This window comes from Actinoallomurus acaciae, assembly GCF_042429965.1.
GTDB lineage: Bacteria > Actinomycetota > Actinomycetes > Streptosporangiales > Streptosporangiaceae > Actinoallomurus > Actinoallomurus acaciae.
The window spans coordinates 1-11,741 of the sequence record NZ_JBHLZP010000253.1; the positions used below are offsets into that span (position 1 = coordinate 1).

The window sequence follows — 11,741 nt, forward strand, 5'->3', positions numbered from 1 at the left end:
GGTCCGCTCGGTGCCCAGCGGCTCCTCGCCACCGGTGCCCACGCCCAGCGCCGTGGCGATCTCGGCGGCCGACGGCCGCTCCGGCGCCGCCGCGGCGACACAGAGCTCCTGCAGCCCGCCGAGGGTCTCCCCGGCCTCGGGGCGGCGTCCCCGCACCGCCTCGAACCAGACCACGCCCAGGGCGTACACGTCCGCCGACGGCGACAGGTCGTGTTCGGGCGGCAGGTACGCCGGGGTGCCCATGTGCTCGTCGTCGGCGATGCCGAAGTCGAGCACCTTGACCCCGGAGGAGGTCAGGAAGACGTTGGTCGGCTTGATGTCGCGGTGGACGATCCGGGCGGCGTGCGCGGCGGCCAGGGCGGAGGCGATCTCGCCGACCACCCGCTCGACATCGGGCACCGGGTAGCACGCGTCGAGCGTGCCGCCGGTGAGCAGCTCCATCACGATGTACGGGGTGCCATCGGACTCCCCGTAGTCGTGCACGGTCACGATGTTCGGGTGCGAAAGAGCGGCGGCCGCGCGCGCCTCCTCGCGGAAGCGGTCGCGGAACTCCTGGTCGCGTGCCAGCTCCGGGTCGATCAGCTTGACCGCGACCGGACGGATCAGCACCTCGTCGCGGGCGAGCCAGACGGACGCCATGCCACCGGTGCCGATCCGCCGGCGCAGCCGGTATCTGCCGGCGAGGAGCGAGTCCATGCGATCAGTGTGGCGTACATGAGGACGCTCGTGTGACGAGATGCGTGTCCAAAATGACCATCGAGCTCTCGACCGGTTCGCCCCGGATGCGCGCGACCAGCAGCCGGGCCATCTCCCGGCCCATCGACTCCAGGGGCTGATGCACCGTGGTCAGCGGCGGGTCGGTGTGCCGCGCGGTGGCCGAGTCGTCGAATCCGACCAGCGCGACGTCATCCGGGATCCGCCGGCCTTGTTCCTTGAGCACCCGCATCGCGCCGACCGCCATCGGGTCCGACGCGGCGAACACGGCGTCCAGGTCCGGCGAACGGGCGAGCAGCTCGCGCGTCGCGCGCTCGCCGGACTCCTCGCTGAAGTCGCCGGCGGCCACCAGCGAGGGAAGCCCGGCCGCCGACAGGACGTCGTGGTAGCCGTCGAGACGGTCGACGCCCACGCGCATGTCCTGCGGTCCGGAGATGGCGGCGATCCGCCGGCGGCCGAGCCCGATCAGATGCTCCACCGCCAGCCGGGCGCCTCCGCGGTTGTCGGCGTCGACGCAGCTCACCGGGTCGACCCCGACCGGCGCGCCGCCGAGCACGGTCGGCACGCCGCTGTCCTCCAGATGCCGGGGGAGCGGGTCGCCGCCGTGCAGCGACACCATCAGCACGCCGTCGACGTGCTGACCGGTCAGGTACCGCTCGAACCGGCGGTGGTCGTCGGGCGACTGGGCGATGGCCAGCAGGAGTTGCAGTCCGGTGCCGGCCAGCCCGGCGCTGATCCCGCGGATGATCCCGGCGAAGTACGGCTCGCCGAAGACGCGTTCCTCCGACTCGGACACGAACAGCGCGACGGTGTCGGTGCGGCGGGTGACCAGCGTGCGGGCCGCCCGGTTGGGGACGTACCCCAGCTCCTCGATGGCCCGCAGCACGGCCTCGCGCGCCTCCGGGCTGACCTTGGGCGACCCGTTGACGACGCGTGAGACGGTGCCGCGGCCGACACCGGCCCGGGCCGCGACCGCCTCGAGAGTGGGCCGGCCCTGCGTACGTTCGTTCACAGACCCTCCTCCGTCGGGCTGTGAACGAAGTTGCTGTTCCGATCGGTTCGCTCGCTGCGCTCACTCACGGCTTCATTCTGCCGGTGACACGTCGATGCCGCCCCGTTCGATCACGGAGGCGTACCAGCGGGCGCTGCTCTTGGGGATGCGCGCCTGCGTGGCGAAGTCGATGTACACCAGGCCGAACCGCTTGGCATACCCCCAGCCCCACTCGAAGTTGTCCATCAGCGACCAGGCGAAATAGCCGCGCAGCGGCACACCGGCCGTGATCACCGAGTGGCACGCGCGCAGGTGCGCGTCGATGTAGGCGACCCGGTCGGGGTCCTCCACCCCCGCCGCCGAGACGACGTCGTCGAAGGCGGCGCCGTTCTCGGTGACGTACAGCGGGACGGACGGGTACTCGGTGCCCACACGCGTCAGCACCTCGGCCAGGCCCGACTCGTCGATCTCCCAGCCCATCGCGGTCACCGGCCGGCCGACCTGGACGAATCCGACATGCTCGCTGCCCGGCCACGGCGACGCCTGCGCGAACGGCGAGGTGATCGCCGGCGCCGCGCCCTCGCGGCCGGTCACGAAGAACCGGTTGTAGTAGTTGATGCCGAGCTGGTCGATCGGCCCGCCGACGATCGCCATGTCGCCCTCCCGCACCCCGAGGTCGTACGGCTCGAGGTCGGCGAGCACGTCCTCGGGATAGCGGCCGAGCAGCAGGGCGTCGAGGAAGAGCCGGTTCTGCAGCCCGTCGATGCGGCGCGCGGCGTCGACGTCCTCCGGGGCCTCGCTCGCCGGGGAGACCGCGTACAGGTTGACCGCGGCGCCGACCCGCGTGCCGTCGCCCCGCAACGCCTGCGCCGCGAGCCCGTGGCCCAGCAGCAGGTGGTGCGCGGCGCGTACGGACGCTTCGGGCTCGCGGCGGCCCGGCGCGTGGTCGCCGGAGGCGTAGCCGAGGAAGGCAGCGCACCAGGGCTCGTTGATCGTCGTCCAGTTCGCGACCCGGTCGCCGATGGCCTCGCGCACGAGCGCGGCGTATTCGGCGAACCGGTACGCGGTGTCCCGGACCGGCCAGCCGCCCGCGTCCTCCAGCGGCTGCGGCAGGTCCCAGTGGTAGAGCGTCGGCCACGGCTGGATGCCCGCCTCGAGCAGGGCGTCGACGAGACGCCGGTAGAAGTCGAGCCCCTTCTGGTTGACCGCGCCGGAGCCGTCGGGCCGCACGCGGGGCCAGGAGACCGAGAAACGGTACGCGGTCAGCCCGAGCGAGGACATCAGCGCGACGTCCTCGGCGAACCGGTGGTAGTGGTCGACCGCGACGTCGCCGGTGTCGCCCCCGAGCACGGTGCCGGGAGTGTGCGCGAAGGTGTCCCAGATCGAGGGCCCGCGGCCGTCCTCGGCGGCGGCACCCTCGATCTGGTATGCGGCGGTCGCCGCGCCCCACACGAAGTCCGCCGGGAAGCCGAGCAGCGTCTCCGCCTGCGATGGCTGAGTTGTCATGCCTTGACCGCACCTTCCATGATCCCGCCGATGATCTGGCGGCCGAAGACGACGAAGACGATGGCCAGCGGGATCGTCGCGACGACGGTTCCGGTGAACATCAGCGTGTAGTCGTTGAAGTAGGCGCTGTTGAGCAGCGCGAGGGAGTACTGCACGGTCGGGTTGTCGGGGTTGAGCACCGCCCGCGGCCAGATGAACTCGTTCCAGGTCTGCATGAACGTGAACAGGGCGAGCACGGAGGCGGCCGGCCGCAGCGCGGGCAGCACGACGCTCCAGAAGATCCGGAACGTCGAGGCGCCGTCGACGCGCGCGGCCTCGATGAGCTCGTCCGGCACGGCCTGCGAGGCGTACTGGCGCATCATGAAGACGCCGAACCCGGTGACCAGGAACGGCACGATGACCGCCTGGAGCCTGCCGGTCCAGTGCAGGTGCACCATCACCATGTAGAGCGGGATGATCCCCATCTGCACCGGCACCATCATCGTGGCGATGATGACGAGCAGCAGCGCGTTGCGCCCGCGGAAGCGCAGCTTGGCGAACGCGAAGCCGGCCAGCGAGGCGAAGAACACCGTCGAGAGCGCCACCACGGCGGAGGCGATCGCGGAGTTGAGCAGGGCCTTCTCGAAGTGCGCCTGCTCGTTGTCGAACAGCCGTCGCATGTTGCCGCCGAGGTGCTGCCCGGCGATGAACGGGGGCGGCACCGCGCCGACGACGTCGTTGGTCCGGGTGGCGACGACGAACATCCAGTACAGCGGGAACGCCGACAGCACGATGGCGAAGATCAGCACCGCGTACGTCAGCGGGCTCGCCTGCCACAGGCGCGCCGAGCCCGCCACGGCGGCCCGTGTACGGCGGGCGAAGAAGGTCTTCATTTCTCGCCTCCCGCGAGCCGGCGGATGATCAGGAAGTTGAACAGGGAGAAGATCAGGATCAGCAGGAACAGCATCCAGGCGACCGCCGAGCCGTAGCCGTACTGGAAGCGGTTGAAGGCGTTCTCGAACATGTACATCGCCACGGTCTGCGACTGCCGCAGCGAGCCGCCGTTCATGTAGCCGTTGTTGAACAGCAGCGGTTCCGTGAAGAGTTGCAGGCCCCCGATGGTGGAGATGATGGTGACGAAGACGATCGTCGGCCGCAGCAGCGGCACGGTGATCCTCCAGAACTGCCGTATGCGCGAGGCGCCGTCGATCGCCGCCGCCTCGTACAGGGAGTGGGGGATCGCCTGCATGCCGGCCAGGAAGATCAGCGAGTTGTAGCCGGTCCAGCGCCAGTCGACCATGGTCGAGACGGCCAGCCAGGCGGACCACTTGTTCGCCTGCCAGTCGACCTTGTGGACGCCGAAGAAGTGCAGGACCCAGTTGGCCATGCCGTAGTCGCGGCCGAACATCTGGGTGAAGACGATGGCGACCGCCGCGACCGAGGTGACGAGCGGCAGCAGCACGCCCATGCGGAACAGCGTGGGCGTCCGCATCCTCCGGTTCAGCGCGTTCGCCAGCAGCAGGGCGAGCAGCAGTTGCGGCACCGTCGAGATGACGAACATCCCGAACGTGTTGCCGACCGCGTTCCAGAACTGGTCGTCGGTCAGCAGCCGCGTGTAGTTGCGCAGGCCGATGAACTCGTGATCGCCGATCATCTCCCAGTGGTTCAGCGAGACCCAGAACGTGTAGCCGAGCGGGAACAGCCCGAACACCAGGAACAGCAGGTAGAACGGCGAGATGTACAGGTACGGCGAGAGCGACACGTCCAGCCGGGAGAGCCGGTTCCGCAGGCGGCGCCGTCCCGGCGGCGTGACCGCGGCGCCGGCCGGTGCGGTGGGCCGCACGTCGAGAGCCATCGAGAGGTCCTTTCCGTCGATGAGGCCGTCGCGGGGCGCGGGGGCGGCGCCGGCAGGTGTCCCTGGGGAGCCCGGCGCCGCCGCCCGGTCTCACCCCGTGCCGGCGGCCTTCTTGGCGTCGGAGACCGCCTTGGGCCATCCGGAACCGGGCGAGAGCTTGCCCTGCGCGATCGCGCGCAGATCGGCCTCGACGGCCTGGCGCACCTCCTGGTTGTCGGCACCGAGGTACACCGGCTTGAGGCTGGTCGCGGCCGGGCCGTAGATCGTGCCGACCGGTGCGTTGTTGAAGTACGGGTTGTCGAACGCCTTGACGGCGGAGTCGTTCAGCGCCTGCGGTGAGGACGGCAGGTTGTTGGCCGCCTTGAACGCCCCGACCTGGCCCTGCGGGCTGGTCAGGAACTTCACCAGGTCGGCGGCCTCCTTCGGGTGCTTGCTCTGGGTGGGCACCGCGAGCCAGGACCCGCCCCAGCTGCCGCCCCCGCCCGGCACGCCGGCCACGTCCCACTTGCCGCTCTGGCCGTTACCGCCGTACTGCTTGATGAGGCCGAGCATCCAGGCCGGGCAGGGAGCGGTGGCGAACGCGTCCTTCTTCAGCGCCTGGCTCCACGGGTCCGACAGGAACTGCACGCCGTTGGCGAGCCCGGCCTGCGACATCTTCACGGTCTCGTCGAAGGCCGCCCTCACCGCCGGGTTGGACTCCATGACGAACTTGTTGCTCTGGTCGAAGTACGTCTGGTTGGAGCCCTTGCCGGCCTCCTGCATGAGGATCGTGTTGTAGTACGTCTCGGGGGAGTCGATGAACTTCGTGCCCCCGCCGATCGCGGCGGTGAACTTCTTGCCGACGTTGATGAAGTCGTCCCAGGTGGCCCACTGCTTGGTCACCGCGTCACGGTCGCTCGGCAGACCGGCCTTCTTGAACAGGTCGCGGCGGTAGCACAGGGCCATGCTGCCGACGTCGGTGCCCAGTCCGATGAGCTTGGAGCCGTCCGGGCTCATCCCGCCCTGCCACTTCCACGGGATGAAGTTGTTCTGCAACGAGCCCGCGCCGTACTTCTTCAGGTCGACGAACCTGTCCGGCTGGGACTTGAACTTGACCATGATGCCCTCTTCGATCGCGACCACGTCGCCGGCACCGGCGCCCGCGGCGATCCACTGCTGGAGCCGCGGGGTGTAGTCGTCGAGCTTGGGGACGTTCCGCTCGTTGATCTTGATGTTGGGGTGCTGGGCCTCGTACTGCTTGAAAAGGTCCTGGTAGCCGAACGTGCCGAAGTCGTCGACGGTCAGCGTGATCTTCTCGTTGCCGTCGCTGCTCTTGCCGTCGTCCCCCGCGCACGCCGTCGCCGCCGCGAGTGCGGTCGACAGCACCACCGCCAGGGCGAACCGCCCGCGATGCCTGATGACCCTCATGACGAACCCCTCTCAGGTCGTCTCGTTAGCCGGGTTCGAGTGCGCCGGGCTCCGCGGGCCCGGCGTCGTGGGAGCGCTCCCACGCAGCGAAGCGGGCAGGGGAGGGGAGTGTCAAGACTTCGAAACCGGTTCGTTACACGCCCGTCACGCGGCGCCGGCGCTCCGGCCACATGACAGGCTCGGGGCATGAGGCTGACCGAGGAGGCGGCCCGCGCACGGCTGGCGTCGGTGCCCGTCATGCGTCTGGCCACGGCGGATGCCACCGGACGCCCGCACCTGGTCGTGGCCGTGTTCGCCGTCGAGGATGACCGGATCTACACCGCCGTCGACGCCAAGCCGAAGAGCACCCGTGACCTGAAACGCCTGCGCAACCTTCGCGTCAATCCGCGGGCGGCCGTCCTGGCGGACCACTACGAGGACGACTGGACGCGCCTGTGGTGGGTGCGCGCCGACGCGACCGCCGAGATCCTGCGGGAGCCGGACGCGATGGCGCACCCGGTCGCCCTGCTCCGCGAGCGTTACCGGCAGTACCGGGAGAACCCGCCGGAGGGGCCGGTCATCGCCCTCACCGTCGAGCGCTGGACCGGCTGGGCGTACGACGGTTAGGACCCGGCCAGGAGGAGGATCCCGCCGAGGACCACGGCGAGCACGGCCTCGACGGCGCTCGGCGCGCGGAACACGATCCGTCCGATGCCCGGCCGGACGAACGCCACCGCGACCGCGGTCGCCGGTCCTGGCTCATCGGACGTGCACTCGTCAGGCCGCGACCAGGGTGCGGACCTGGTCGGGGGCGCGGAAGACCTCGGCCCGCATGCCGAGCTCACGGGCGGCGAGCACGTTGGTCTCGTTGTCGTCGATGAACAGGCACTCGCGCGGCGCGACGCCGAGCCGCTCGGCGACGATCTCGTACGCCCGGTGGTCGGGCTTGGCCACGCCGAGCTCGCAGGAGTAGGCCAGGGTCGTGAAGTGCCGGAGCCAGTCGCCGTGCCGCGCCTCGAAGATCGGCACGAGGTCGGCGACGATGTTGGAGAGCAGGCCGAGCGTACGGCCCTGGGCGGCCAGCTCCGCGACGAGGTCGACCATGACCGCGTTCACGTTGGTCCAGCTCCTCATGTCGGCCTCGACCAGCGCGCGGACCGTCGCGCCGGTGAACCGCACGCCGATCCGGTCGGCCACCGCGGCCCAGTACTCCGCGGCCGGCTGCCCCGCGTCGTACGGTTTGCGCAGCGCCCAGTAGGCCTCCCAGAAGGGCTCGGCCGCCACGTCGGCGATCCGCTCGATCGCGCGGATGTCCTCGGGCGTCTGGGTCGATGCGATGACGCCGAACAGGTCGAACACGATCGCGCGCGCCATGGGATCCTCTCGTGCGGGGCGGCCGGGGTTCGAGCCTAATCGTCGCATGACGGGCGGCGACCCCTGCGGGGGCGTCCTGCCCGCCGCCGGTCGGCGAACGTCCATGTGGGCACGCCCGTCCTCGGCACCGTCACGGCGGGCGGCGGCGTCCACACCGCCGCCCGCCGTGACGCTCCGGCGTTCCACGGTCGCGGCGAACAGCCCGGACGACCGCCGTCGCCGGCTGCCGCGTCAGGCGTCGCCCTCGACGACATCGGCGACCACACAGGTGACGTTGTCGGGGCCGCCGGCGTCGTTGGCGAGGTCGACCAGCCGCCGCACCGCCTCGTCGGGGTCGGCCACCGCGGTGAGGGTGTCCTGGACGACGGGGAGCGGGACCACCGTGGACAGGCCGTCGGAGCAGAGCAGGTACCGGTCGCCGGGACGCGCCTCGCGGAGCTTCAGGTCGGCCGCGACCCCGCGGCCGGCCAGGGCGCGCATCAGCAGCGACCGCTGCGGGTGGGAGGCCGCCTCCTCGGGCGTGAGGCGGCCCTCGTCGATCAGCGACTGCACATGCGTGTGGTCGTGGGTGATCTGGAACAGCCCGCCGTCGCGCAGGACGTACGCGCGGCAGTCGCCGATGTGCACGAGCCCGAGGCGTGATCCCGACCAGAGCAGCGCGGTCAGCGTGCTGCCGACTCCCTCCATCGACGGGTCGTCGCGGGTGATGCCGCGCAGTGCCGCGTCGGCCTCGTGCACGGCCTGGTCGAGCGCGTTCAGCAGGTCACCGGCCGGGATGTCGGTGTCGAGCGGGCGCAGTGCCTCGATGACGGCCGCGCTCGCCGGCGCGCCGCGGCCGTCACCGCCGAAACCGTCGGCCACGGTGAGCAGCCGCGCGCCGGCGTACGCCGCGTCCTCGTTGCTCGGGCGGACCTTGTCGGTGTCGGATCGCACGGCGTAGCGGATGCCGAGTGTCATGTGCTCATCGCCTCTTTCCTGGAGCTGGTCGATGAGGAAGGCGGCCAGGTCGCGCCGCGCCGCGGTGTCGGCCTCCACCCGCGCCCAGTACGCCGCGACCTCGCGGGCCGCGTCGGCCGGTTCGAGCTCGCAGACGACCCGTATGCGCGCGAGCGGCATGCCGAGCCGGCGGAGCCAGGCCACCAGCCGCGCCCGTTCGAGCTGCGCCGGCTCGTAGAACCGGTAGCCCGAGTACGGGTCGACGCGAGCCGGGCGGAGCAGGCCGAGCTCGTCGTACAGGCGCAGTGCCTTCGGCGACAGCCGTGCCGCGCGTGCGAACGCCCCGATCGTCAGCGAGCCCATCGCCGCCCTCCTCCTGTCGTGACCGATGCTGTGGCCTCACCCAGGGACAAGGTCAAACGCGGCGTCGCTCAGCGCCTTCCGCACGGCGGTGAGGGCGGGCCGCGCGAGGCCGTCGTCCCGTACGACGGTGAGCACGCGCCGGGAGATGCCGATGTCCCGCACCGTTACCGAGGGGTCGCGCTCGGGCTGGGACAGATCGGGCAGGAGGGTGACGGCGCATCCGGTGGCGACGAGCGCGAGCAGCACGAGCAGGTCGGTCGTGCGGTGCCGGATGTCGGGCACGAAACCGCCGGCGGTCGTGCACGCGAGCATCAGCAGCCGGTCGTGACTGGTGCCCGGCTGACCGCCGGCCCAGGCGGCCTCGCGCAGGTCGTGCAGACGCGTCGCGGGATGCCCGCGGGGGAGCACGAGGCGCACCCGCTCGACGTACAGCTCCTCGAAGGTGAGCCCGCGCGGGCGCGGCCTGCGCTGCCCGCCGTACTCATCGCAGATCGCCAGGTCGCACTCGCGGCGCAGCAGGCCGTCGAACGCCTGGTCCGGCTCGACCTCCGTCACCTCCAGGCGCAGCTGCGGATGGCGGTCGGCGAGACGGGCGAGCGCCGGCGCGACCAGGCTGATGGCCGCCGTCTGGAACGCCGAGACGCGCACCGTGCCGGCCACGGCGCCGGCGGCGGCCGCCATCTCGGCCTCGGCGCGTTCCATCCGGGTGAGCAGGGCGTCGGCGTGGCGGACGAGCACGTGTGCCGCCTCGGTGAGGCGCAGCCGCCGGCCGTCGCGTTCGAAGAGGGTCACCCCCGCCTCCCGCTGTAGCTCGGCGAGCTGGTGAGAGACGGTGGAGGGGCTGTAGGACAGCGCCCCGGCCACGGCGGCGATGGTGCCGCGGGCGTGCAGCTCGCGAAGGAGCCGCAGGCGCCGGAGATCGAGCATCGTTCGTTTCCTTCCACGGATATCCCGCGAGAATCATCGCTGGATCCGGCGCCTGCGCGGAGAGACCATCGCGGCATGGACCCACGTGCACGCCGCCTGATCCGTTACAACGGGGAGTTCTCCTCCGACGTCATCGCCCGCGCCTCCGGTTCGTGGCTGGAGACCACCGACGGGCGCCGCGTCCTCGACTTCACCTCCGGGCAGATCTGCGCCACCATCGGCCACAGCCATCCGCGCATCGTCGAGGCGGTGCGCCGGTCGCTGACCGAGGCCGTCCACCTGAACTCCGGCCTGCTGTCCGAGCCCGTGCTGGCCCTGGCCGAACGCGTCGCCGCGCTGATGCCCGCCGGGCTGGACCGCTCCATGTTCCTCAGCACCGGCGGGGAGGCCAACGAGGCGGCCGTCCGCATGGCGAAGCTTTCGACCGGCGGCTTCGAGGTCGTGTCGCTGACCCGCAGCTGGCACGGCATGACCTCGGGCAGCCAGTCGCTCACCTACTCGGCGGGGCGGCGCGGGCACGGGCCGACGATGCCCGGGGTGTTCGCGCTGCCCGCCCCGTACGCCTACCGGTGCCCGGTACGGCACTGCGCCGGCACCTGCGACCACACGTGTCTGGAGATCGGCTTCGAGCTGTATGACCAGCAGACGAGCGGGGCCGGCGCCGCGGTCGTGGCCGAGCCGGTGCTGTCGTCCGGCGGCATCCTCGTGCCGCCGCCGGGATACCTCGCGCGGCTCCTCGAACTGACCCACGAACGCGGCATGCTGCTCATCCTCGACGAGGCGCAGACCGGCTTCGGCCGGCTCGGCGCGATGTTCGGCATGGACGTGTACGGCGTCGTGCCCGACATCGTGACGCTGTCCAAGACGCTCGGCGGCGGCCTGCCGATCAGCGCGGTCGTCACCACGGACGCGATCGAGCGGGCGGCGTACGACGCGGGCCTGATGTACTACACCTCGCACCAGTCCGACCCGCTGCCCGCGGCGGCGGCCCTCGCCGTCCTCGACGTCGTGGAGGAGGAGGACCTCGCCGCCCGCGCCGCCCGGCGCGGCGAACGCCTCGGCGGCCACCTGCGCGAGCGCGCCGCGCGGCACGAGCTGATCGGTGACGTCCGCGGGATGGGCCTGCTCTGGGGCGTGGAGCTGGTCGAGGACCGGGCGACCAAGGCGCCCGCCGTCGAGCGCGGCGAGGAGCTGACCGAGGCCTGCCACGCCTGCGGGCTGTCGCTGAACATCACCAAGGGCCGGGCCGGCGGAGCCGCCGCCTGCCTGCGCATCGCCCCTCCGCTGACCGTGAGCGAAGAGGAGATCGACACGGGCGCGGAGATCATGGACGACGCGCTCGCCAAGCTCACCTGAGACGACCCTTGGCGGGGCCCCGGGACACCGGCCGTACGCCGGGCTGTGTAGACATGGTGTCCGTGAGCGGCTCAGTGAACGGGCACGAGGACCCGGCGGACCAGCCACCGTGGGCGATGCAGCTCGCCCTGCGCGTGGAGAAGAACGCACCTCCCTCGCACCTCGCGGTGTGCGAGTCGGCGGCGATGGCCGTCGTCACGCTGCTCGCCGACCCGCGCTCCGCGCCGGGCGGCGAGTGGCACGAGGCGGTCGCGGCCTGGGAGTCACGCCGTATCCGCAAGGTCGTCCGGCGTGCGCGCGGCGTGCGCTGGGAGGCGCTCGGCGCCCTGACCGGCGTGCTCGTCGGCATCGCGG

At 71.5% G+C, this 11,741-nt stretch carries 11 protein-coding genes and 1 pseudogene; 3 read left to right on the forward strand and 9 right to left on the reverse strand.

From position 1 onward, the window contains the following. The 6 genes from ACFFNX_RS28485 to ACFFNX_RS28510 form a co-directional block, all read right to left on the reverse strand. A partial coding sequence (locus ACFFNX_RS28485; protein ID WP_378208695.1) for a serine/threonine-protein kinase occupies positions 1 to 696 on the reverse strand: 696 nt, incomplete at its 3' end. A gap of 4 nt (positions 697 to 700) precedes the next feature. Next, positions 701 to 1,726, reverse strand: coding sequence for a LacI family DNA-binding transcriptional regulator (locus ACFFNX_RS28490; RefSeq protein ID WP_378208697.1), 1,026 nt, complete (start codon positions 1,724 to 1,726; stop codon positions 701 to 703). Between the two features lie 72 nt (positions 1,727 to 1,798). Next, positions 1,799 to 3,211 carry a GH1 family beta-glucosidase gene (locus ACFFNX_RS28495; protein WP_378208699.1) on the reverse strand — a complete coding sequence of 471 codons (1,413 nt, stop codon included), beginning with the start codon at positions 3,209 to 3,211 and terminating at the stop codon, positions 1,799 to 1,801. After that, a complete protein-coding gene (locus ACFFNX_RS28500) occupies positions 3,208 to 4,083 on the reverse strand; it encodes a carbohydrate ABC transporter permease (RefSeq protein ID WP_378208701.1) in 876 nt (291 codons plus the stop codon). Before ACFFNX_RS28500 ends, ACFFNX_RS28495 begins: the two co-directional genes overlap by 4 nt. Then, the gene (locus ACFFNX_RS28505) at positions 4,080 to 5,045 is read right to left on the reverse strand and encodes a carbohydrate ABC transporter permease (protein ID WP_378208703.1); all 966 of its coding nucleotides are present in this window, start codon (positions 5,043 to 5,045) and stop codon (positions 4,080 to 4,082) included. The genes ACFFNX_RS28500 and ACFFNX_RS28505 overlap by 4 nt, the downstream gene beginning before the upstream one ends. Positions 5,046 to 5,135: 90 nt before the next feature. Further along, positions 5,136 to 6,452 (reverse strand): ABC transporter substrate-binding protein, encoded by a 1,317-nt coding sequence (locus ACFFNX_RS28510; protein ID WP_378208705.1) that lies wholly within the window; start codon positions 6,450 to 6,452, stop codon positions 5,136 to 5,138. Positions 6,453 to 6,638: 186 nt separating this feature from the next. Between ACFFNX_RS28510 and ACFFNX_RS28515 the strand changes: the two genes are divergently transcribed. Continuing rightward, entirely contained in the window at positions 6,639 to 7,058 is a 420-nt protein-coding gene (locus ACFFNX_RS28515) for a TIGR03668 family PPOX class F420-dependent oxidoreductase (protein WP_378208707.1), read from the forward strand. A 150-nt stretch (positions 7,059 to 7,208) separates the two neighbouring features. Here the strand turns inward: ACFFNX_RS28515 and ACFFNX_RS28520 are convergent, their stop codons facing one another. The 3 genes from ACFFNX_RS28520 to ACFFNX_RS28530 form a co-directional block, all read right to left on the reverse strand. Beyond that, complete coding sequence (locus ACFFNX_RS28520; RefSeq protein WP_378208709.1) at positions 7,209 to 7,805, reverse strand: HAD family hydrolase; 597 nt, start codon at positions 7,803 to 7,805, stop codon at positions 7,209 to 7,211. Positions 7,806 to 8,036: 231 nt separating this feature from the next. Next, positions 8,037 to 9,104 carry a MerR family transcriptional regulator gene (locus ACFFNX_RS28525; RefSeq protein WP_378208711.1) on the reverse strand — a complete coding sequence of 356 codons (1,068 nt, stop codon included), beginning with the start codon at positions 9,102 to 9,104 and terminating at the stop codon, positions 8,037 to 8,039. 36 nt (positions 9,105 to 9,140) lie between these two features. Then, positions 9,141 to 10,031: a LysR family transcriptional regulator gene (locus ACFFNX_RS28530; RefSeq protein ID WP_378208713.1), complete on the reverse strand. Its 891-nt coding sequence runs from the start codon at positions 10,029 to 10,031 to the stop codon at positions 9,141 to 9,143. A 75-nt stretch (positions 10,032 to 10,106) separates the two neighbouring features. Here ACFFNX_RS28530 and ACFFNX_RS28535 point away from each other — a divergent pair, with 75 nt between their 5' ends. Together ACFFNX_RS28535 and ACFFNX_RS28540 are read left to right on the forward strand one after the other, a co-directional pair. Further along, positions 10,107 to 11,387, forward strand: coding sequence for an aspartate aminotransferase family protein (locus tag ACFFNX_RS28535; protein ID WP_378208715.1), 1,281 nt, complete (start codon positions 10,107 to 10,109; stop codon positions 11,385 to 11,387). A gap of 62 nt (positions 11,388 to 11,449) precedes the next feature. Then, positions 11,450 to 11,741, forward strand: a pseudogene (locus ACFFNX_RS28540) (hypothetical protein); the annotation flags it as partial.